The sequence below is a fragment of the Mucilaginibacter gracilis genome (assembly GCF_003633615.1).
Lineage (GTDB): Bacteria > Bacteroidota > Bacteroidia > Sphingobacteriales > Sphingobacteriaceae > Mucilaginibacter > Mucilaginibacter gracilis.
The window spans coordinates 2149011-2173478 of sequence record NZ_RBKU01000001.1 but is presented as its reverse complement, the minus strand read 5'-3'; the positions used below and the strand labels follow the sequence as shown (position 1 = coordinate 2173478).

Genomic DNA, 24468 nt, shown 5'->3' with positions numbered 1-24468 from the left:
GATGAGCCCCCCAATTAAGGCATTTCAATTTACTAAATATACAGCAATAAACCACATTAACCCTTATTTAACCAAATACCTTTTATGAAAAAAAAATTATTGGCCCTCTCCGGGGCGATCATGTTGCTGGCCAGTTGCGCCAAGCAGGCAGCTCAGCAACAAATTACTGATGATGTATTGAAAAGCGCCGCGACAATTGATACGAGCGCCGTACAGCAGACTATCCAAGGCTTTGGCGGAGCAAGTATCCTTGCCTGGCAGGCCGACCTAACCAGCGATCAAAGAACAAAAGCCTTTTCAACTTCAAGCGGCATCGGTTTGAGCATATTGCGCGTAATGGTACCCACCAGCAGTAGCAGTTTTGCAGCAGAAAAACCTACGATAGACGCGGCGAAGGGCTTTGGTGCCAAGGTGATAGCCACAGCCTGGAATGCGCCGCCCAGTATGATGACAGGTGTACACTTGAATACCGGCTCCTATGCTGATTTTGCCGCACACATCAGTTCGTATAATTCCGCGGTGGGTGGAGTATACGCGGTTAGTCCATTCAATGAGCCAAATTACGGTGGCTCTGGGTGGATGGAAGCCACGGCAACAGAAGTTGCCAATTTCGTGGCTGCACAGGGCAGTAACTGCGGAGCTGCTGTGATGGCTCCCGAACCTTTCAATATGGATCAAACTTATATCAATACGTATCTCAGCAACGCTACAGCGAAATCAAAAACCAGTTTTGTATGCGGCCATATTTATGGAAAAACGCCTTACAATCTGGGAGCTATAGACAAATCGGTGTGGATGACTGAACATTATACCAATTCTACCATCAGCGGAAACGACTGGGGTAACGCCATGGCTGCGGCTAAAGAGATCCATGATTGTATGAATGCTGGCTACGCCGCCTACGTGTGGTGGTATATCCGAAGGTTTTACGGCCCAATCGATGAAAGCAGTAACATCACTAAGCTTGGCTATGTAATGGCTCAATACTCACGGTATGTTAGGCCTGGCTACAGTAAAATTTCGTGCACGACAAACCCCTTAACAGGCGTATATGTAACCGCCTACAAAAACGGCACCAAGCTTGTAATCGTTATTGTGAATCAAAACAATGCGACGATAGCTCAGAGCTTTGATTTGAGCGGCGTATCTGTTACGGGTTTCAGTCGCTACTCTACCGACAGCTCTTCTAACCTGGCTTATAGCGCCGTTAGTGCTAGCGGGAGCCACTTTAGTATCAACCTGGCACCTTCGAGTGTAACTACGCTGGTTTCTAATTAAACATTACGAGTGTCCCGCTTAACCCGCGGGGCACTCTGTTAACGAAGATGGTGATGAGTATTTAGAAAACACATCACTGTAATATATCTTTCTGTAAATAAGCAAATTAAGACATCAACCCTTCAACGTTAAAAAAACCTGCCCGGGTATAATAACAGACAATATTGAAAGCATTGGCTTATTTTTTTACTAATGATCTCGCTTTTAAACATATGCAATACTAAAAAAGACAATAGCCGCACCGTATTGGATACCATAAATATACTTTTGAACAACCACTTACCAACCTTTAAACATGCTCATAATGCTTTCCACCTTGCTTTGCACGTTATTACCTGCAGGGCAAACCACTGATACAACCGGGCTGCTTACCGATAAACTGGAACATTACCGCCGAACACATATCGTAGAAAAGGTGCATCTACATACCGATAGGGCATCCTACTCAGCCGGGGACACCGTATGGTTTAAAGCCTATACGGTAGCTACCGAAAAGAATGCACCTTCCCTGCTCAGCAAATATCTTTACGTTCAGCTCCTATCTGCCGATTCCGTTATCCGTTCCATGCGCCTCAGGCTCAATACGGGCATGGCACCAGGGAATATCCCCCTGCCCGATACCCTTAGCGCCGGTTTTTACCGCATCAGGGCATATACCCAATGGATGCGCAACGCCGGGCATGCTTTTTTTTACGATAAAAAGTTTTGGATAAGTGATAAGAGCGGGCAAAGACCCATAGGTACAAAGGCAACAGGTACAAACGTTATCCGTTTTTTCCCGGAAGGGGGAAACATGGTCAGCGGCATCCCATCCGTAATCGCTTTCAAAGCTATCGGGCCCGATGGCCTGAGCAGAGAACTCTCAGGCTACGTTGCCGATGAGCAGGGTAACCAGGTCTGTACCTTCCGGTCACAGCATGCCGGAATGGGCTCCTTCAGCTTTATCCCATATAAAGGAAGTAAATATACCGCCCTAATTAGCTTCGCCGACGGGCAGCAAAACAGTACAGCCCTACCCGAAATAGCTCCTGAAGGCTACAGCCTGGCCGTGAGCTCCCGGGACACTACGAAACTGATTATACAGGTTTCAGTCAACCCTGCTTTACGTAAGCTTGGACAATTTACCCTTGTTGCAGCAGGAAACGGCCCTATCGAATATATGGGGCGGATTACTACCGATACCGCAGGCTTATTTACCGGAACACTTTCCAGGAAAGGACTGAGCAATGGTGTGATCAGGATCACCTTATTCTCTCATAACAGGCCTGTTGCCGAACGGCTCGTATTCATCAGCCCGGACATGCGCTATAACCCGGTGATCAAAACGGACAAAGCCGTTTATGCTCCCGGTGAAAAGGTTGGCTTGACGATTAGCCCTTCGGATACTGCCGCCATAGCCCGGTCGGTACTGTCTGTCGCGGTTACCAAAATCGATGAAAGCCAAGCTTGGGAAAGTGGTAATGCCTCCATATTTTCCGACCTCCTGCTTTGCTCCGACCTCAAAGGTTACATCGAAAAGCCCGATCAGTATTTTGACAGCAGCGATAAGAACCGATTGCAGAACCTGGACCTGCTAATGCTTACACAAGGATGGCGAAGGTATGCCTGGGACAGTATTGCCAATAATAATTATCAGCAAGTTCGCTATAGGCCCGAAACCGGGTCCATGATCTCAGGTACCGTTAGCCTGGCCAACGGAAAACCCGTGCCTGGGGCCAAGCTCATTGTGCTGCCAGCTAAGAGTTCAGGACTCCCTATTCAGGCAAACGCAGACAGTGCGGGACACTTCACCTTCGATCTCGCCAGCTACCCTGATACCACCTCGTTCATGGTTCAGGCCAGTGCCCCTAAAGGGCAGGTAAAAGTTTACCTGGCCATCGACAGGCCCTTCGAACCGCTTAAAAAAGAAGATAATACACCAAGCTCGCTTTTGTTAACAGCCTCCGCCAGCAATAGCCCACTCCCTCCGCCTCTAAGCAAAGGCAGGACACTCGGCGAGGTCAAGATCAACCAGCGCAGAAATAAAAAATATGTCCCCGAGCATTCCTTTAACCTCAACGGCCCTGGCAATGCCGATGTGGTCCTCTCTCAGGAAGATATCAGAACCTCAGGAGGACTTGAGAATGCTTTATTAACGAAAGTGCCATTTTACAAGCAAACGCGTAGAGGAATATCCGGAACACCGCAGTTTATTGTAGATGGCGAAATGCTTTCAGAGTTCGCTATGGAGTATGCCATACCTGCTAATACAGAAATCGAAAGCGTAGAGGTGCTTACGCCCGGGAGCGATAAAACATTTATTTATGGCCCTTATGGTCAGTTTGGAGTTGTTTTAATTAATACGGCCAGGTCAAAGGCCGGTCGTGCCGATAAAAGTTTTGTACCAGGCATTGCTTATTATCTGCCAGCTATCTATCAACCTAATGAATTTTACTCACCAGCGTATCCAAATTCCCCCATTACAACCACCCGGAAAACGGTTTACTGGACACCCCATGTTGTTACTGACATTTATGGTAAAACTGGCATATCGTTCACTGGTAATACGTCAGGTTCTTACCAGGTCTCGATAGAGGGCATATCTCTAACCGGCGCTCTACTACATACTGTTAAATTATTTACAATTCAATAAACCTATAATCTTATAGGTTTATTGAATTGTAAATAATTATGTTCACATAATTATTTACCTCAGGCAAATACCAAAGTTAAAATGAGGTGGAGTTTATACCCCATATTTATTGCTATAATACCGCGACATGCTGTTATGCAGCTTGTCCGGCTGAATCAGATTTAAGGTAACAAATAATTATTTTTATAGAACAAATATTAAATCACTAAACTTGTATTTATATAGTAGCCGATCAAATTCTGAAACAACTATTTTTCAATACTTATGCGATTGAGCTTACAAGTGCCGTATAACTATCTAATTAACAATACAAATATTCTCTTCCAACTGTTTAAGCTCCTCCAACTAAAAAGTTTATCTCACAATAACTTGAGTGTAGAGAAATTTTGCTCGAATACGAAATCATTTCGCCGCTTCTATCCCCTATTAACAATCCTCGTAAAACCTTATTATATTTACAATCGGTTGCACCACCCAACTAAGCGGATGTACCAGACTCTACCAAATTATACTTTATGAGACAACTCTTTTTAATATTGTTTGTACTAGCCACCTTAGGGCTTAGCTTTACCGCCCGAGCTGAAAACGGATATGATTTGTGGTTGAGGTATAAGCCGGTTAGCACCAACCTGAGAGGGCAATATGAGAAATATTTTAAAACGATTTGTTTTCCGGCTGCGACAGATCGTTTGAAAGCCGGCCGAGACGAACTGATACAGGGGTTCGGTGGGCTTCTTGGTATTCAGCCTTCTGCAGGCACGCCGGCTCAAAGCAGCCTCGTGGTTCTAACGCTTGACAAGATTGGCACGCTAAAAAAATTTATAACAGATGCAGAAATTCAGCAGATCGGCAATGAGGGTTTTATTATTAAAACGATCAGCGAGGCCGGACGAACCCGATTGGTTCTTACAGCCAAATCTGACCTAGGCATTTTATACGGTACCTTTCGCATCCTGCAGTTGATGCAAACGGGTAAAAGCCTGTCGGCTCTAAACATTACCGACTACCCTAAAACGATGATTCGCATACTGGACCACTGGGACAATCCCAACAGAACGGTGGAACGCGGCTATGCCGGTTTTTCCATTTGGAACTGGCACAAATTGCCGGGTTACATTGATCCGCGATATGTGGATTATGCCCGGGCAAATGCCTCTATCGGTATCAACGGCTCCGTACTCAACAATGTGAACGCAAATATCCAGATGCTTACACCGGCGTATTTAGAGAAAGTTAAAGCATTGGCTGATGCTTTTCGCCCTTATGGCATTCGTGTTTACTTATCCGTTAAATTTGATAGCCCGATTGAGCTGGGTCATTTGAAGACTGCTGACCCGCTTGACCCGGAAGTGATCAAATGGTGGAATGCAAAAACGGACGAGATTTATAGTTATATACCTGATTTTGGCGGCTTCCTGGTTAAAGCCAACTCGGAAGGGCAGCCAGGCCCACAAAGCTACGGGCGCAGCCATGCTGACGGAGCTAACATGCTGGGTAATGCGCTTGCCCCGCATCACGGAATAGTTATGTGGCGAGCTTTTGTTTATGATGACAAGGTGCCCGACGACCGGTTTAAACAAGCTTATAACGAATTTAAACCACTGGACGGGAAGTTCAACGCCAATGTTATTATTCAGATTAAGAATGGCCCGATAGATTTTCAGCCGCGCGAGCCATTCCATCCCTTGTTGGGAGCACTGCCCAACACCTCCGTAATGCTGGAGTTGCAACTTACTCAGGAATATTTGGGTTTTTCAACACATTTGGTTTACGAAGCTCCTTTGTTTAAGGAGTGCCTGGAATCTGATACTTATACACATGGCCAAAACAGCACAGTTGGGCGCATTATAGAAGGGAAATACAACCCTGCATTACTAACCGGCATGGCCGGTGTTGCTAACATAGGTACCGATATTAATTGGTGCGGGCACCCTTTTGCCCAGGCCAATTGGTATGCCTTTGGCAGGCTGGCCTGGAATCCGCATAATGATGCGGCATCTATCGCCGACGACTGGTTACGTATGACATTCAATAACGAAGCCGCCTTTATCAACCCCATGAAGCGCGAGATGCTTCATTCCCGTGAAAATACGGTTAATTACATGACCCCGCTTGGGCTGCACCATATTATGGGCGCAAGCGGTCATTATGGACCGGGGCCATGGACAGATAACCTGGGCCGTGCAGATTGGACGGCTGTTTATTATCACAAAGCCGACACCGCAGGCATTGGCTTTGACCGTACCGAAACCGGCAGCAATGCCCTCAACCAATACGCCCCCCAAGTACAACGCTATTTTGGGGATCTGAAAACCTGCCCTGATGAATATCTCCTTTGGTTCCACCATCTTGGATGGCAATACAGCATGAGGTCCGGTAAAACCTTATGGGAAGAAATGGTCCATCATTATTATACCGGGGTGGATTCCGTAACTAAAATGCAGCAGGTGTGGAAGTCCCTCAGCCCCTATGTAGACCCCACCCGGTTTAAGGAAGTTGAACAACTGATGGCCGTGCAACATGAAGAAGCGGTTAGGTGGCGAAACTCCTGTGTATTATATTTCCAAACCTTTTCGCGCAAGCCTATACCGGCGGGCTATGAGGTGCCAGAACATGACCTTAGCTATTACCGCAACCTGCACTTTCCAAATATACCCGGACAAGGCGTTAATTAATACCGAAAACTTAAACAATATATTTTATAAAAGTTTGTATTAAAACCCGGCAGCCTGTTGCACTTAAATTTATAGGCTACTAAAAAACAGCATGTGGATTTGTAATTCCCCCCCCAATAGTATCTGTTGGGTGCATAACAAATCCGCGTTAAAATTTACAGTCTGCCGGGTTTACGCCATAATCAGGTGGTCAATATCAGCTAATTCTCCGAGTTGACACAGGTTTTCAATCGATCATCAAAATACTGATAAGGAGGGCCTATATATCTACTTCCCGGTTGTGAATTTATAAAGAACCACACCATGTGCAGGGACGTGGAGCTGTAGGCTATCCTTACGGCTGTCAATTGAGGCAATATCCTTTTGACGCCAAAGGTCGCGAACTCTTAAACGCCCTTTTAAACCGGTGATATTAAAATCCCGGTAACTGATATCTGCCTTTTCGATACCTAAGTTACAAAAGCCAACGGCACGGCTACCGTCTTCCAGTTCTTTAACATATATCCTTAGCTCACCAATAGTTTTAACACACGTTGCCTGCTTACCCAGCGGGTCCTGATCGATGGCGATCACTTCGTCGTTGGTAAGCAAATTTAAGGTAAAGTCATCCAGCTTTTCCATATCACACCCAATTAGCAAGGGGGCCGAAAAAAGGCACCAGAGGCTAAAGTGCAGATATTGTTCATCCGGCCTGAGTTTGCTCGGGTGCGGGTTACCCCAACCCACTGTGCCTACAACCAGCATATCCGGATCATTCCAGTTGCCCGGTTTGGCATCCGTGGCTGCCTTATCCTGCATAAGTACAATGTTTTTTACGCTTGTCCAGGTATCTGTAATATCATTAGTTGTTCTCCATAAGCTTCCACCCACAGAATCTCCCCATTTCCACACATCAGACATGCCGTATTGGCATAGGCTAAATACAATGTCGCGGGGCTGCTGTTTGAGTGCATCGCCCATAACCCTAAAAGGCTTAACTGCTGTTGGAAGTTGGTTCCCTCCCTTGTAAGACAGGGAAGATACCTTGTACGGGTCGTTTCCGGGCATTCCATCTATCACTCCTCCATAACTACACCAATCATATTTAAGATAATCAAATCCCCATTCCGCATACATTTTTGCGTCCTGCTTTTCATAACCGTAACTGCCTACACAGCCGCCGCAGGTCCATGGCCCCGGGCTGGAATATAAGCCTGCTTTTAAGCCAAGCCCATGCACATAGTTAGCCAGGCCCTTCATATCGCCGAAGCGCGAGTTAGGAACAATGTTACCTTCGTCATCCCGCAACTTGCCCCTTATCGATTGATCTTTCGAGTCACGGTTATTCTGCCAGAAGTCGTCAATATTGATATAAGTCCACCCATGATCCACCAGTCCGCTCTTAATCATAGCCTCAGCAGCTTTCTTCACCTTGTCGGCCGAAACCTGATCAGCAAAACAGTTCCAACTATTCCAGCCCATGGGAGGTGTAAGCGCAATGCGGTCGCCGCACACAATACGCAACTTCTTATTTGCCGTACCTTTTGCATTCACGGCCCTTAAGGTAACAGCAAATGTACCTGCCCTATCAAGCTTACCTGTTATGATGCCGGTTTTCATATCTATTGTTAGTCCCGCCGGTAAGTCAGCAGCGTAAAATTTCATAGGCTTTTCGCCGGTTGCGGCTACCAGATACTGAAATGGTGAACCCGGGCGGACGCCAAAAACAGCGGCGCTGTTAATCTTAGGTAACAATGATGGTTTAGGCGTAAGAATGTAGGGTATACCCGGCACCGGATTCATTGTAGCAAAGGTAGTTACACCTGCCGCTTCAAATTTTGCATTTGCCCAATCGGCATGATCGTAGTAGTTACCGTTACCACCATCGGTTACCACCAGTTCAAGTTTCTCAATTCCAGCGAGGGATACCTGGCAGGTTTTGGCGGGGTCGCCCAAATGCATAATCCCGCTTGACCAAATATTTTTATTATCACCCAGCAATACAAACTCAACCGCGGGTTCATGACCTTTTACTTCGTCATCGATGCCTACTTTTGCAGTAAAGGATGTAGCTTTACCGTTCAACAGAATAATTAAAGAACTTTCGGCGTGTGTTCCGAAACCGCGTTCAAAGTTGGCTCCGGCAATCGTCATGGTTTTGCCATCAATAGACTGATTTTTCTTTGGTACACCATAGCCCTGCGTAGCTACGCTGAGATCCAATTGGTCTAGCCATACCTCATGAGCCTGTTGGGCAAACGTCTGGCCTGCAAAAACAATCAAGAAGATAGCGATGGCGGATAATTTGGTAGTATTCATTAGTTTAGCAATTTCTTCGACAATGAGCTTTATAGTATACTCTCACATCGACGCAGCAAAGTAAAAAGATTTTTGTCCAAAGGTAAACATTTAAACATTTGTTGTAGGATTCTGGCAGAAATTGACATTTTGATTTTCCCGACAGAATACCTTTGCAATGATGCCATTTGCCATATACCGGGTCGCGGCTTTTAAGCAAAGAACATTAATGACCAACCAATTTAATGATAAACCATGAAAAACATAAAAAAAGTAAGCTTCGTACTATTGGTTTCCGCACTGGTATCTTTAACAAAAGCACATTCCCAAAACCCCGTTATTCAAACCATATACACGGCTGATCCGGCACCTATGGTGTATAAGGATACCGTATTTCTTTACACAGGCCATGACGAAGACAAATCGACGTGGTTTGTTATGAAAGACTGGCATATATTTTCTACCACTGATATGTTGAACTGGACAGATCGCGGTAGCCCTTTGTCCGTAAGCACTTTTAAATGGGCAGAAAAAGATGCTTGGGCCGGCCAGTGTATTTACCGGAACGGAAAATTTTACTGGTACGTACCTGTGAACGCCAAGGGACTGGGCATGTCGATAGGTGTAGCTGTGTCTGACTCTCCTACCGGGCCTTTCGTAGATGCGTTGGGCAAACCCCTGGTATCAGGAGGTTGGGGTTATATTGATCCGACTGTTTTCATCGATGATGATGGGCAGGCTTATTTATACTGGGGTAATCCTAACCTCTATTATGTACGGTTAAATAACGATATGCTATCCTATGACGAACATCTCGGTATTGTAAAGGTGCCTTTAACAGATGAGGGTTTTAAATTAAGGGTTATTAATGCCAAACACACTTTCGCCTGGGCGAAATCAATTGATGGACTTGCTGCACATACAGTCAAAAATCCGGCTGATAACAAATATTACTGGTATGTAAGCGCCATTGAAAAGAATACCGGCAAAAAAGTGATAGGTGTTGCCGTGGGCAGCCAGGCAACAGGCCCTTTTACAGATGTACTTGGTAAACCATTTATTACCGAACATTGCGGAGAGGGGAACATTAATCCTACCGTTATTACAGACAATGAAAAACAACCCTATTTAACCTGGGGTAACCAGGAACTGTGGCAGGCAAAGTTAAATATAGACATGGTCTCGTATGATCAAAATACCGGCATCATTCCGGTTCCTGCCGAGAAAAAAGACTGGTTTGTTTCTAAAATCAAGGGCACAGTTAACAGCACCGAAAAGCGATTCACTACTTACGAAGAGGGGCCTTGGGTATACAAACGTAAAAACCTTTATTACCTGTTCTATCCCGCCGGCGGCGTGCCCGAGCATCTCGCTTATTCAACGAGCAAGAGCCTACAGAAACCCGATTGGAAATATGGAGATACGGTAATGAGCGTGATTAGAAAAGGTGGTGCTTTTACAAACCATCCCGGCGTAATAGATTACAAGGGTAAGACCTATCTTTTTTATCATAATGGTGCTTTACCCGGTGGCGGTGGATTTGACCGGTCGGTTTGTATTGATGAATTAAATTTTGATGCAAATGGTTCCGTTAAGCGCATTGCGCCAACGTCGGGCCTATCGCAGGGCGTAGGCACTATCAACCCATTTAACCGGGTTGAGGCTGAAACCATTTCCTGGGAGCAGGGCGTTCGCACGGCTACGCTTAAAGATACTGGCATTATCGTTACATCAATCAACCCGGGAGATTATATCAAGGTGCAGCAAGTTAACTTTAAAAAACCAACCAGTACCTTTTCAGCGAATATTAAGCCTATTTCCGGGGGACAGATAGAAATCCATCTGGATAGTGCAGATGGGGAATTAATGGGTATTTGCGAAGTTCAAAAAAATATTGGAGAAGGAAGGTGGAATACCGTAACCTGCAAGGTTACGCCGGTAACTGGTATACATAACCTTTACTTTGTTTTTAAAGGCAAGGGCGAAAAATTATTCGATTTTGACTGGTGGCTGTTTAAGTAAGATTGACAGCTTACCTAAGCAAGTAACAATAAACCCGTTAATTTCCTTTAATATTTTTTCTTTTTCCGAAAACTGGTAATAGCTTCTCCATGAGCTGCCCACTGATGAATAACGAACCCACCGATTCTTTTAAGATTTCGGGGGCGGCGTTTTATTTTAACATTTTTAATAGCTCCAGTAATTCTGCTTTAGTACAACTATTACCAGCGGAAAGTGTCAATAAATAGCTTATTCTTTCCTTAGTCATTTATTTAATCATCTGAGGGAAAAAGTAATTAAATTAGTTTCTACTGAACTCCATGATAACGACCGTTGTTTAGTCGACACTGCAAAAAAATTAAAATCTGTTTATTAGGGCAATGGCAGATATTATGTTTTAGGTACTTTAATTAACCAGTGTGATATATTTTTTATTTTTATGTATAAATTTCACCTCATACTATAAAGCATTGAAATCAAAGTTTAATTACAACTTGTTGCCAATGAGCGTTTTAAAACCTTTTTTAAATTATTGCGTTATAAGGAAACAGAATAATTAATGTTGGCTCTGATTAATTTATACTTATGAAACAGCAACTGCCCGAATATCTATTATGTGAAGACCCTACCGCGGAAGGGGGGAATTTATTTATCTATCACGTTTTAACACGATCGTTGGTACACGTTATCCATACCGATGCAATGCCCGCTGACGAAACAAAGTATAATAATCGTAAGCATTTTGATTATACTTTTAAAAACAACCTGGGCCGGGAAGAAAAAATAATGTTTGTTGCCGAGGTGGTTGACTCGGGGACGGGCATAGCGCAATCGGTTTTAGAGCAGTGTGCACATTGGTATGCCTGCTACCTGGGTTGGGAAGAAGAATGTGACGATGTTACAACTACTACTATATAATTTAGAACCTTAACTGAGCAGGTTTTCTATTTATTTCTTGATTCTTGCTTCTCGTCTCTTGCTTCCTTACTCTTGCTGTCTGCCTCCGGCTTGCCAGCCACACAAATCACAAACTCGCCTTTTACGGTATGGGTTTCAAAATAAGTTTTCACTTCGGTAACGGTTCCGCGCACGGTTTCTTCAAACATTTTTGTGAGCTCGCGCGATACCGATACCGGCCTGTCCTCGCCAAAATAAACCATCATCTCTTCCAGTGTTTTGAGCAACCGATGTGGCGATTCGTAAAATATGATGGTACGTTCCTCGGTAGCTAAAAATTTATAACGTGTTTGGCGGCCTTTTTTAACGGGCAAAAATCCCTCAAAAACAAACCTATCTGTAGGGAAGCCTGAGTTTACCAGGGCAGGTACAAAAGCCGTTGCACCGGGCAGGCACTCAATTGCTAGGTCGTTTTTAACAACCTCGCGTACCAAAAAAAAACCAGGGTCGCTAATAGCCGGGGTTCCTGCATCAGATATAAGGGCGATATTCTTGCCTTCCTTTAAAAATCTGATGATCTCGTTGGTAGCCTGCCGCTCGTTGTGCTGATGGTGGGCATACACTTTCTGACTAATTTCGAAATGTTTTAACAACGGTGCCGATGTACGGGTATCCTCCGCCAGTATCAGGTCCACCTCTTTTAAAATCCGCAGTGCCCGCAGTGTAATATCTTCAAGGTTACCTATGGGTGTGGGTACTAAGTATAGTTTGCCTGCTTGGTTCATAGTTAATGGTTAATAGGTCATAGTTTTTAGCATTATGATTCCTTTTTTTGCCATGAACCATGAACTATAAACTATGAACTATTCTATCTTTGTCAAAAAATAAAACAATGCTGCAAGTTAGTTATATCCGCGAAAACAGAGACTATGTATTGGAACGTTTAGCGGTAAAAAATTTTAAACAACCAGAACTGGTTGACGAGGTGATAAAACTGGATGAGCAACGCCGCCAGACGCAAAACGCGCTTGATAATATTTCGGCGCAGGCCAACGCCGCCGCCAAGCAAATTGGCGAGTTGATGCGTAACGGAAAAAAAGAAGAAGCCGAAGCTGTTAAAGCAAACTCGAACACCTGGAAAGAAGAAGCTAAAAAATTAAGCGAGCAATTATCATCCGTTGAGGCAGAACTGCAACAAAAAATTGTGGTATTGCCTAACTTGCCCCATACCTCTGTGCCCAAAGGTTTAACACCAGAAGAAAATGAGGTGGTATTGGAGAATGGCGAAAAACCGCAGTTACCCGCCAACGCCCTGCCGCATTGGGAACTGGCCGCAAAATATAATTTAATTGATTTTGAGTTAGGCGTTAAAATAACCGGTGCAGGTTTCCCCGTATATAAGGGCAAAGGTGCCAAATTGCAACGCGCTTTGATAACTTTCTTTTTAGATGAAGCCGAAAAAGCAGGCTACGACGAACGCATGTTACCCCTGCTGGTAAACGAAGCATCGGGCTTTGGCACCGGGCAACTTCCCGATAAAGAGGGCCAAATGTACTATGTGGGTATTGATAATTTATACCTGATACCTACTGCCGAAGTACCCGTTACTAACCTTTATAGGGATGTAATATTAAAGGCCGACGAGCTGCCAGTAAGAAATTGTGCTTATACACCTTGCTTTAGGCGTGAAGCAGGTTCATACGGTGCGCATGTACGCGGACTTAACCGTTTACATCAGTTTGATAAGGTAGAAATTATGCAGGTTGTTCACCCGGATGATTCTTATATAGTTTTAGAACAAATGAGTACACATGTTCAAAGCTTGTTACAAAAGCTTGGCCTACCTTACCGTGTATTGCGCCTTTGTGGTGGGGATATTGGGTTTTCCCAAACGCTCACATATGATATGGAAACCTGGAGCGCAGCACAACAACGCTGGTTGGAAGTTTCTTCAGTATCTAATTATGAAACTTTTCAAAGCAACCGCTTAAAACTTCGTTTCCGCAATGCCGAAGGAAAAACACAACTGGCTCATACCTTAAATGGCAGCGCTTTGGCTTTGCCGCGTATTGTAGCCACTTTATTAGAAAATTATCAAACAGAAAATGGTATTAAAATACCCGAAGTATTGGTGCCATACACCAAATTTGAGTGGATAGATTAAACCCGAATGCCAATGATACGGCTAGGGCAATGTTTTGGGTAAACCTTTTACCCGCAGCCATTGCCCTTGCCATAATTGGGATGTTCTTTTTTGATAAGCCGGATAATGATTGGCTAACTATAGGGGCCTTTGTATTTTTATGCACGGGCTTGGCTGCACAAGTTATTTACTTTTTACAATTCAATTTTAAAAAGCATGCAAATAACCGCAACCTATGGCTTTACTCTGTAATTTACAATGCACTTTGTATAATAGCTTGGATAGCCGAAATAATAACGGTCCCTTTCACAGGGATTTCTATCTTAATACTTTATCCAATTGCCTTTTTCTATTTAAGCTATTCTGCTTATCAACAATTAAAACCGGGTAATCAATCGTTGTAAAATCTCTTCCGGCTTAATCTTTTTACTTCCCGTCAGCAACGCCTTTTGCTATTGACCGAAAATGTGCTAAATTTATACAGCCAATGCCTGTAATATTTTAGTGATTAAGTAATTACGCTTGCCATAATATTGCATTAACAGTAGCTTAGATTTTAATTATTACCGCCATGCCTAAATATAATGTTAACATTAACAATAAACTGCTTGCTGTTGATGCCGATGCAGATACGCCGCTATTGTGGGTTTTGCGCGACCACTTAAATTTAGTGGGTACTAAATTTGGCTGCGGTATTGCGCAGTGTGGTGCCTGTACCGTTCATTTAGATGGTGCAGCCATACGCTCGTGTTCCTTCCCGATAGCTGCTGTTGGTACATACAAAATAACTACTATTGAGGGTTTGAGCGTTAATGGCGATCATCCCCTGCAACAAGCTTGGGAAGAAATAGATGTAGCCCAATGTGGTTACTGCCAATCGGGACAAATTATGGCTGCGGCAGCTTTGCTTAAACGCACCCCTCACCCCACCGATGCCGACATTGATGCATCAATGACCAATATATGTCGCTGCGGTACACATTACCGCATCCGCAAAGCCATTCACCTTGCAGCAACAAAAGGAGCACAAAAATGATAGCAGAACCAGTTTCGAGGCGTAATTTTTTACGCGTTACAACCATTGCCGGTGGCGGCCTGATGATAGGGTTTAACCTAATTAGCGAAGCCGAAACACCACATCATTTAGCCGACGATGTGCTTTTTGCACCCAACGCCTATATCAGTATCAACTCAAAAGGTTTGGTTACACTCATGTCGCCCAATCCCGAAATTGGCCAGGGTGTTAAAACCGCCTTACCCATGATACTGGCCGAAGAATTAAACGTAAAGTGGGACGCCGTATATGTAGAAATGGCTCCGCTGGATAAAAAATATGGTAACCAAACCGCGGGTGGCAGCGGCGCAATTCGCAGCAGGTTTATGCCCATCCGGCAGGCAGGTGCAACAGCCAGGGTGATGCTCATCACAGCGGCTGCTTCAGAATGGAACGTTCCGGAAACGGAATGCTATGCCGATGATGGTTTTGTAATTCACAAACCCAGCGGAAAAAAATTAGGTTACGGTGAATTAGCCGCCAAGGCTTCCACTTTACCCGTACCTACCGACGTAAAGCTGAAAGACCCTAAGGATTTTAAAATAATTGGCACCCGAGTAGGTAATATTGACAATAAAAAAATAGTAACCGGCCAACCTTTATACGGTATGGATACCCGCCGGGAAGGTATGCTTTTCGCGATGGTATCTCGCCCGCCGGCGTTTGGTAAAACGTTAGATTCGTTTGATGATACCGAAACCCGCAAGGTAGCCGGCGTAAAAAACGTGGTTAAGGCCGGCGGCGTAGTCGCTGTTTTGGCTACTTCAACATGGGCAGCAAAAAAAGGGCGAGACAAACTTAAAGTTGTTTGGAAAGATACCGGCAAACTGGAAAGTACAGCCGACCATGATATTGCTTTTAAGGATATGATAACCCAAAAAAGCGAAACACCATCCCGCAACGACGGCGATGTTGAAAAAGCTTTTGGCGAAGGTGGGAAAATTATAGAGGCAGTTTACGAGTGCCCAGCATTATCGCACGCGCCAATGGAGCCCATCAATTTTTTTGCCGATGTAAAAGATGGTAAGGCCGAACTTTATGGCCCAACACAAGTACCGGCAAACATGCGCCAGGCTGTGGCAAAAGCACTAAATATTCCGGAAGACAATGTTAGCCTGGGTATGCCAAGGCAAGGTGGGGGCTTTGGCCGAAAATTACGACCAGATAACGGTGTGGAAGCGGCCTTAATATCGGCATCAGCCCAATGCCCGGTACAAATGTTTTGGACGCGCGAAGATGATATTCAGGGCGATTTTTATCGCCCACCGGCTATGTATAAGTATCGCGCCGTAATTGGTGCCGATAATACCATAAGCGCCTGGCATGTTAATTCGGTTGCGTTAAATGGCGGCGCATCAGTGCCTAACGGTTTCCCGGCAGCGGCTATCCCGCATTTTAGGCACGATAATCATAAACTTGATACCAACATAGCCATGGGCCCATGGCGTGCACCAACAAGTAACGTTGCCGCCTTTGCCGACGAAACTTTTTTAGACGAACTGGCTCACGAAATGAAAAAAGACCCTATTGCTTTGCGACTGGAACTTTTAGAAAAAGCCAAAACAGCACCCGTTGGGCAGGTGAGATACGATATAGATAAATTTAAAAGTGTAATAAACTTAGTTGCCCAAATGAGCAATTGGGGCAAAAACACTAAACCAAACGTTTATTACGGTTTTGCTTCCTATTTCTCGTTTAACACTTATGCTGCCCATGTTGCCGAGCTTACCAAAACGCCTTCGGGCCTGCGGGTAACTAAAGTATTCTCGGCTATTAATTGTGGCCGCGTGGTTAATTTGAGCGGTGCCGAAAACCAGGTACAGGGTGCTATTATTGATGGCTTGAGCCACGCCCTGTTCAGCAAAATCACATTCGAGCAAGGAGCCGTAGTGCAAAAAAACTTTCATACTTATAAATTTTTACGGATGAAGGATTCGCCTTTAGAAGTTATCGTAAAGTTTGTTCCTTCGGATGATGCACCAACCGGATTAGGCGAACCGGGTTTACCGCCAATTGCCCCAGCGGTAGGCAATGCTATTTTTGCGGCTACTGGCAAACGTTACCGAAAGTTACCTTTTGAATTAGCGTAGGTGGATTAAAACAGTAAATAGATTGATAAAAAGTAAAATTGGGTATCGGAGAACCCATTTACATCAAAAAATTCTACGATACCCAACCTACAAAATATATTAAAGTGGCTGTTTGCATACTTATTATACGGTCTCTTTTACAGCACCAGTTGGGCAAAAAGGCGATTAAGTGTTTGTTGCGCATCCACACACAAGCCGGGGTGTACTTTGGATGCCTGCACAACGGTGCTACGTGTAGCGGTTAACCAACGGAAACGTGATGCTATATCCAAAGTGGCAATTGGGCCGCCTTCTTTGGTTCCGTTGCATATCCTTTCAAACGCACAAAGGTTTTGCTCTAATTCAACCAGGTCTAATTGAGGCGAAAAAGCAGCTATTCTGTTAGCATCTATCAAAATCGTGGCTTGCAAAAATTTTAGCCTGGGGCAATATAATATTACTCCCACGTTTAAAAACTCCTCCCGTTCGGCCCTTGGCACAACGCGGATAACAGCGTACTCAAATACGTGATTCTCTGGCATGTTGCGCTTCGTTTACAAATATTTGCGATACGGCTATCCTGCTAATTAAAAATTGGGCATATACCTGGCGCATTTCCGCGGCGGTTTCGGTTTGGTCTTCGCGTATAAGCCACTCGTCGGGGATCAATCCAACTATTTCATTAATCAATTCCGGGGTCAGTATGGCCTTAAATTCCAGGTCAACTGTTTCCAGTTCGCTTGCGCGGGACAACAATACATGATCTTTAACCTGAACAAACGGGCGTTTAGACTGCTCTTCCCAATTATCCCACGAATGATGAAAGTATAATGCAGCTCCGTGATCTATCGACCATAATTCCTTGTGCCAAATAAGCATATTGGTATTACGTGGTGTGCGGTCAACATTGGTCAGTAAGCAATCCAGCCACACAATTTGGGATGCTAATTTAGCATCAACCATGGTTACAGTGGGGTCAAATGTGATAGCTCCGGCCAAATAATGTAATGCCAGGTTAAGGCCTACGCTTGCTTTGAGTAAATCTTGTATCTCTTCGTCGGGTTCTGTACGGCCAAAGGCAGCATCCAGATTGGCAAAAACCAACTCCGGTATCTTTAAACCGCATGCGCGAGCAATTTCGCCGCCTATTAATTCGGCTATCAAGGCCTTTACGCCTTGCCCGGCCCCACGAAATTTAAGTACATATAAAAATTCATCGTCGGCCTCGGCAATAGCAGGTAGTGAACCACCTTCGCGCAGGGGTGTTACGTACCTGATAACGTTAACGGTTCGGAGTTTCGGAACGGTGTAGTTCATAATGATTGTTCCAAATTTAAGATATAATTTGGAATGGTATTGCAGTTTGTTGTAGATAGCCTCGTCCTACAACAAAAAACCCCATCAACTATCGTTGACAGGGTTAATTAAGATTGGGCACCGACCTACTCTCCCACGTTTTACCGCAGTACCATCGGCTCTGGCGGGCTTGACTTCTCTGTTCGGAATGGGAAGAGGTAGACACCGCCGATATAGGCACCTGAATATTGCTAGTTCATTGGTTCACTTGTTCATTAGCGGATTCGTATCTGCTAACGTTGGTTTACCGAACTGATATTTTAATTTGTTAAGGTTGATAAGCTTATGATTCTTCTTGGACTAATGACCAACGAACAACTTAACTAATGAACCATTAAACAATGACATATTATTGAAAGAAGTAATTGATTTAAGAGAAAACAACAGCTTTGTGTTTCGGTTCATTAGTCATTTGTTCATTTGTAATCTGCTCTTATTGCTAAGACCAATCAACTAATGACCAATGAACTAATGAACCATAAATACCTGCTATGAGAAAGCTTCGGGTTATTAGTATTACTTGGCTATGATGTCACCACCTTTACACCTGTAACCTATCAACGTAGTAGTCTCCTACGACCCTCAATGGAAGTCTCATCTTGTGGCTAGTTTCGCACTTAGATGCTTTCAGCGCTTATCTATTCCCAACGTAGCTACTCTGCAGTACAGCTGGCGCCATAACAGATTCACTAGAGGTTAGTCCAACCCGGTCCTCTCGTACTAAGGTCAGCCCCACTCAAACTTCCAACGCCCACAACAGATAGGGACCGAACTGTCTCGCGACGTTCTGAACCCAGCTCGCGTGCCACTTTAATGAGCGAACAGCTCAACCCTTGGGACCTTCTCCAGCCCCAGGATGTGACGAGCCGACATCGAGGTGCCAAACCTCCCCGTCGATATGAGCTCTTGGGGGAGATCAGCCTGTTATCCCCAGCGTACCTTTTATCCTTTGAGCGATGGCCCTTCCATGCAGAACCACCGGATCACTATATCCGTCTTTCGACCCTGCTCGGCTTGTCTGCCTCACAGTCAAGCAAGCTTATGCTATTGCACTCCGCATACGGTTACCAAGCGTATTGAGCTTACCTTTGAAAGCCTCCGTTACCTTTTTGGAGGCGACCACCCCAGTCAAACTACCCGCCAAACAATGTTCTCCACATTGCAGAGTTAGACACCAAATACAGAAAGGGTGGTATTTCAACGTTGACTAACTGACTCCTAGCGAAGCCAGATCACAGTCTCCCACCTATCCTACACATCCTGTACCCGATGTCAATGTTAAGCTATAGTGAAGGTGCATGGGGTCTTTCCGTCCCGTTGCGGGTAACCGGCGTCTTCACCGATACCACAATTTCACCGAGCTCATGGCTGAGACAGCGCCCAGATCGTTACACCATTCGTGCAGGTCGGAACTTACCCGACAAGGAATTTCGCTACCTTAGGACCGTTATAGTTACGGCCGCCGTTTACTGGGGCTTCGATTCAATGCTTCGCCTTGCGACTAACATCCCCTCTTAACCTTCCAGCACCGGGCAGGTGTCAGGCCTTATACGTCATCTTTCGATTTTGCAAAGCCATGTGTTTTTGTTAAACAGTCGCCTGGGCCTTTTCACTGCGGCTGACATTACTGCCAGCGCCCCTTCTCCCGAAGTTACAGGGCCATTTTGCCGAGTTCCTTAGCCATGATTCACTCGAGCACCTTAGGATTCTCTCCTCGACTACCTGTGTCGGTTTACGGTACGGGTTTTTATAACCTGAAGCTTAGCGGGTTTTCTTGGAAGTCTGATTACCTGAACTATCCCATCCCCCGAAGGTTCCGAGTACTATCTGCTTTAAGCAAGAGTCACGGACTTACCTGTGTCTCCTATACCTACGGCATTTAACGAACTATTCCGTCAGTTCGCGTCAGTGTCACTACTCCGTCACCGCATCGCAGTTATAAAAAGTACTGGAATATTAACCAGTTGTCCATCGGCTACGCCCTTCGGCTTCACCTTAGGCCCCGACTAACCCTGATCCGATTAGCGTTGATCAGGAAACCTTAGTCTTTCGGTGGGCGGGTTTCTCTCCCGCCTTATCGTTACTTATGCCTACATTTGCTTTTCTACAATCTCCACAGTAACTTACGTATCTGCTTCGCTGACAGTAGAATGCTCCCCTACCAGATGCATTGCTGCAAATCCATAGCTTCGGTATACCACTTGATGCCCGTTTATTATCCATGCCCGATCGCTCGACTAGTGAGCTGTTACGCACTCTTTAAATGAATGGCTGCTTCCAAGCCAACATCCTAGCTGTCTGTGCAATCGGACCTCGTTAGTTCAACTTAGTGGTAATTTAGGGACCTTAGCTGATGGTCTGGGTTCTTTCCCTCTCGGCCCTGGACCTTAGCACCCAGAGCCTCACTCCAGCGTATATTATATAGCATTCGGAGTTTATCTGGATTTGGTAGGATTTGACTCCCCCGCACCCAATTAGTAGCTCTACCTCTATATAACTCAACCGCCAGGCTGTTCCTAAAAACATTTCGGGGAGTACGAGCTATTTCCCAGTTTGATTAGCCTTTCACCCCTACCCACAGATCATCCGGAAACTTTTCAACGTTTATCGGTTCGGTCCTCCAGTACCTGTTACGGCACCTTCAACCTGTCCATGGGTAGATCACAAGGTTTCGCGTCTACCCCCTCTGACTGCACGCCCTATTCAGACTCGCTTTCGCTTCGGCTGCGTGACTTAATCACTTAACCTTGCCAGAGAGGAGTAACTCGTAGGCTCATTATGCAAAAGGCACGCCGTCACGGAACAAGTCCGCTCCGACCGCTTGTAAGTACACGGTTTCAGGTTCTATTTCACTCCCCTGTTCGGGGTTCTTTTCACCTTTCCCTCACGGTACTGGTTCACTATCGGTCTCTCAGGAGTATTTAGCCTTACCGGATGGTGCCGGCAGATTCCCACAAGGCGTCTCCGACCTCGCGGTACTCAGGATACCACTATCCTATTATTACTTACTCTTACGCAGCTCTCATGCTCTATGGCCAGGTTTCCCACCCTGTTCAGATTCATTTTAATATTCATGTTGTGGTCCTACAACCCCGGTTATGCCGTAACATAACCGGTTTGGGCTTCTTCCCTTTCGCTCGCCACTACTCAGGAAATCACTATTGTTTTCTCTTCCTCCGCTTACTTAGATGTTTCAGTTCAGCGGGTTTGCGTATTTATACGACCGTTCTTCAAACGGCCAGGTTTCCCCATTCGGAAATCCGCGGATTAATTCATATTTGCCAATCCCCGCGGCTTATCGCAGCTTATCACGTCCTTCATCGCCTCTGAGAGCCAAGGCATCCCCCGTGTACCCTTTCTTACTTTCTTCTACTTATACGCCTTTTGCTCGTATAGTATGCTTTTTGATTGTTGTTCGTTTATCGGTTCACTTGTTCATCAGCTCATTGGTATTACTACCTTTTTACCTTTGATTCCGTAAACTTCTAAAGCCAAACAACGTCTCTACTGTTGTTTTCTCTTTTTTCAATTACTTCTTCCAATATGTCAAAGAACGTTTTGCTTCGCAGAAGCAAGAGTTAAGAGCCACGAACCAAGACTTTTTGTCTTGCTTCCTGATTCTTGCATCTTGACTCTTTCAAGCAGCGTGGAGAATAACGGATTCGAACCGTTGACCCCCTGCGTGCAAGGCAGGTGCTCTAGCCAGCTGAGCTAATCCCCCTTAAGGCAAGTTTCTTTATCAGTTGCAGTGCTTAGCGGCAGTGGCAGTGTTATTACTGCTACTTTTTACTGCTACTGCAACTCAAAAGTGTAGTCCGGAGCAGATTTGAACTGCTGACCCCTACATTATCAGTGTAGTGCTCTAACCAAACTGAGCTACCGGACTATTTTTAGTCGCAGTTTACAGTTGCAGTGGGCAGGGTTTGCCTGTGCTGCTGCTACTGCTACTGCCACTTAGTCCTGTACCTTACATTTAAGTTACAGCCACCAATTGGCTTGTCTTTTGGGTGTTTCTTATAGTAACAGCACCAAGTAATTAGTAACAAGTAGCAAGACATCTTTCAATATCTCCGCAATACTTGATACCTGATACTCGATACCAGATACTAAATGTTTTTTTATAAAAAGAAAATAAATAATGAATGCAGCGTGCGCTATAAAGTAGCGAGGAGCGATTATCTGCTCCAGAAAGGAGGTATTCCAGCCGCACCTTCCGGTACGGCTACCTTGTTACGACTTAGCCCCAGTTACCGACTTTACCCTAGGACGCTCCTTGCGGTTACGCACTTCAGGTACTTCCAGCTTCCATGGCTTGACGGGCGGTGTGTACAAGGCCCGGGAACGTATTCACCGCATCATTGCTGATATGCGATTACTAGCGAATCCAACTTCACGGGGTCGAGTTGCAGACCCCGATCCGAACTGTGAATGGCTTTAAGAGATTTGCATCCTGTTGCCAGGTAGCTGCCCTCTGTACCATCCATTGTAGCACGTGTGTAGCCCCGGACGTAAGGGCCATGATGACTTGACGTCGTCCCCTCCTTCCTCTCTACTTGCGTAGGCAGTCTGTTTAGAGTCCCCACCTTAACGTGCTGGCAACTAAACATAGGGGTTGCGCTCGTTGCGGGACTTAACCCAACACCTCACGGCACGAGCTGACGACAGCCATGCAGCACCTAGTTTCGTGCTCCGAAGAGCTGATCCGTCTCTGAATCATTCACTAACTTTCAAGCCCGGGTAAGGTTCCTCGCGTATCATCGAATTAAACCACATGCTCCTCCGCTTGTGCGGGCCCCCGTCAATTCCTTTGAGTTTCACCCTTGCGGGCGTACTCCCCAGGTGGAACACTTAACGCTTTCGCTTAGACGCTAACTGTATATCGCTAACATCGAGTGTTCATCGTTTAGGGCGTGGACTACCAGGGTATCTAATCCTGTTTGATCCCCACGCTTTCGTGCCTCAGCGTCAATTAAACCATAGTAAGCTGCCTTCGCAATTGGTGTTCTGTGACATATCTATGCATTTCACCGCTACTTGTCACATTCCGCCTACCTCTAGTCCATTCAAGCCAATCAGTATCAAAGGCACTGCGATAGTTAAGCTACCGTCTTTCACCCCTGACTTAATTGGCCGCCTACGCACCCTTTAAACCCAATAAATCCGGATAACGCTTGGATCCTCCGTATTACCGCGGCTGCTGGCACGGAGTTAGCCGATCCTTATTCTCAGAGTACATTCAGCTTCGTATACATACGAAGGTTTATTCCCCTGCAAAAGCAGTTTACAACCCGTAGGGCCGTCTTCCTGCACGCGGCATGGCTGGTTCAGGCTTCCGCCCATTGACCAATATTCCTTACTGCTGCCTCCCGTAGGAGTCTGGTCCGTGTCTCAGTACCAGTGTGGGGGGTCATCCTCTCAGATCCCCTAGACATCGTCGCCTTGGTGGGCCGTTACCCCGCCAACTAGCTAATGTCCCGCATGCCCATCTTATCCCTATAAATATTTGATTACATCTCAATGCTGAGTCGTAATGTTATGCGGTCTTAATCTCTCTTTCGAGAGGCTATCCCCCTGGATAAGGTAGGTTACATACGTGTTACGCACCCGTGCGCCACTCTCATCAGGAGCAAGCTCCCAAATCCCGTCCGACTTGCATGTATTAGGCCTGCCGCTAGCGTTCATCCTGAGCCAGGATCAAACTCTCCATTGTAAATTTTAAGTTTTAATCGTGACCCTACTTTATTATTTGTAGAATCTCTGTATTATATATCTTTATACAGATAATCTCTCGCTATCCTTTTTGTCGCTTTGTAGTATCCTTTCGAATTCTACTCCGCTACATTCATTATTACTTCCTCTTAAAGAACTTTCTCGGCTCCGCTTCCCGCTTCGCCTTTTATATTTATAACCCCGTAAGGCTTAAATCTTCTGCTTTATTTAATCCCGGAAATCGCTTCCGGTATCTTCTTTTTTTACCATCCGAAACCTTCGTTTCTTTTGGGACTGCAAAGGTAAGAACCTTTTTGTTATTTCAAAGAAAATAAATTTTTATTTTTTTTCTCCTTTTCACAATCACTCGGCCTTTT

Annotated in this window: 12 protein-coding genes, 2 tRNA genes and 3 rRNA genes; 8 read left to right on the top strand and 9 right to left on the bottom strand. The window is 45.2% G+C overall.

Annotated features, from left to right (window positions below; all coding sequences use genetic code 11):
* The first annotated feature begins 84 nt into the window (after positions 1-84).
* From BDD43_RS09385 to BDD43_RS09375, 3 genes are all read left to right on the top strand, one after another.
* Entirely contained in the window at positions 85-1278 is a 1194-nt protein-coding gene (locus BDD43_RS09385; protein ID WP_121197436.1) for a glycoside hydrolase, read from the top strand.
* A 295-nt stretch (positions 1279-1573) separates the two neighbouring features.
* A complete protein-coding gene (locus BDD43_RS09380; protein ID WP_147425598.1) occupies positions 1574-3910 on the top strand; it encodes a hypothetical protein in 2337 nt (778 codons plus the stop codon).
* A gap of 515 nt (positions 3911-4425) precedes the next feature.
* Positions 4426-6585, top strand: coding sequence for an alpha-glucuronidase family glycosyl hydrolase (locus BDD43_RS09375; RefSeq protein ID WP_121197434.1), 2160 nt, complete (start codon positions 4426-4428; stop codon positions 6583-6585).
* A gap of 267 nt (positions 6586-6852) precedes the next feature.
* On the opposite strand, the gene BDD43_RS09370 is transcribed toward BDD43_RS09375, so the two are convergent.
* Positions 6853-8883 (bottom strand): NPCBM/NEW2 domain-containing protein, encoded by a 2031-nt coding sequence (locus BDD43_RS09370; RefSeq protein WP_121197433.1) that lies wholly within the window; start codon positions 8881-8883, stop codon positions 6853-6855.
* Between the two features lie 234 nt (positions 8884-9117).
* Between BDD43_RS09370 and BDD43_RS09365 the strand changes: the two genes are divergently transcribed.
* Both BDD43_RS09365 and BDD43_RS09360 read left to right on the top strand, forming a co-directional pair.
* Positions 9118-10884 carry a family 43 glycosylhydrolase gene (locus BDD43_RS09365; protein WP_121197432.1) on the top strand — a complete coding sequence of 589 codons (1767 nt, stop codon included), beginning with the start codon at positions 9118-9120 and terminating at the stop codon, positions 10882-10884.
* A gap of 564 nt (positions 10885-11448) precedes the next feature.
* Complete coding sequence (locus BDD43_RS09360; RefSeq protein ID WP_121197431.1) at positions 11449-11781, top strand: hypothetical protein; 333 nt, start codon at positions 11449-11451, stop codon at positions 11779-11781.
* A 26-nt stretch (positions 11782-11807) separates the two neighbouring features.
* Here the strand turns inward: BDD43_RS09360 and rsmI are convergent, their stop codons facing one another.
* On the bottom strand, positions 11808-12545 hold the full coding sequence (gene rsmI / locus BDD43_RS09355) for a 16S rRNA (cytidine(1402)-2'-O)-methyltransferase (RefSeq protein WP_121197430.1): 738 nt from the start codon (positions 12543-12545) through the stop codon (positions 11808-11810).
* Positions 12546-12652: 107 nt separating this feature from the next.
* Between rsmI and serS the strand changes: the two genes are divergently transcribed.
* From serS to BDD43_RS09335, 3 genes are all read left to right on the top strand, one after another.
* Positions 12653-13924 (top strand): serine--tRNA ligase, encoded by a 1272-nt coding sequence (serS, locus tag BDD43_RS09350; RefSeq protein WP_121197429.1) that lies wholly within the window; start codon positions 12653-12655, stop codon positions 13922-13924.
* A 550-nt stretch (positions 13925-14474) separates the two neighbouring features.
* A complete protein-coding gene (locus BDD43_RS09340) occupies positions 14475-14939 on the top strand; it encodes a (2Fe-2S)-binding protein (RefSeq protein WP_121197427.1) in 465 nt (154 codons plus the stop codon).
* A complete protein-coding gene (locus tag BDD43_RS09335) occupies positions 14936-17047 on the top strand; it encodes a xanthine dehydrogenase family protein molybdopterin-binding subunit (RefSeq protein ID WP_121197426.1) in 2112 nt (703 codons plus the stop codon). The genes BDD43_RS09340 and BDD43_RS09335 overlap by 4 nt, the downstream gene beginning before the upstream one ends.
* 137 nt (positions 17048-17184) lie before the next feature.
* Here the strand turns inward: BDD43_RS09335 and BDD43_RS09330 are convergent, their stop codons facing one another.
* The 7 genes from BDD43_RS09330 to BDD43_RS09300 form a co-directional block, all read right to left on the bottom strand.
* On the bottom strand, positions 17185-17568 hold the full coding sequence (locus BDD43_RS09330; protein WP_121197425.1) for a DUF3037 domain-containing protein: 384 nt from the start codon (positions 17566-17568) through the stop codon (positions 17185-17187).
* Positions 17546-18343 carry a HipA family kinase gene (locus tag BDD43_RS09325; protein ID WP_121197424.1) on the bottom strand — a complete coding sequence of 266 codons (798 nt, stop codon included), beginning with the start codon at positions 18341-18343 and terminating at the stop codon, positions 17546-17548. The genes BDD43_RS09330 and BDD43_RS09325 overlap by 23 nt, the downstream gene beginning before the upstream one ends.
* A 112-nt stretch (positions 18344-18455) precedes the next feature.
* A 5S ribosomal RNA gene (gene rrf, locus BDD43_RS09320) occupies positions 18456-18567 on the bottom strand.
* A 306-nt stretch (positions 18568-18873) separates the two neighbouring features.
* Positions 18874-21751 (bottom strand): 23S ribosomal RNA (locus tag BDD43_RS09315).
* A 278-nt stretch (positions 21752-22029) separates the two neighbouring features.
* Positions 22030-22103 (bottom strand) — tRNA-Ala (locus BDD43_RS09310).
* A 90-nt stretch (positions 22104-22193) separates the two neighbouring features.
* A tRNA-Ile gene (locus BDD43_RS09305) sits at positions 22194-22268 on the bottom strand.
* Positions 22269-22570: 302 nt separating this feature from the next.
* A 16S ribosomal RNA gene (locus tag BDD43_RS09300) occupies positions 22571-24092 on the bottom strand.
* The 16S, 23S and 5S rRNA genes sit together here with 2 tRNA genes alongside, the layout of an rRNA operon.
* Positions 24093-24468 lie beyond the last annotated feature (376 nt).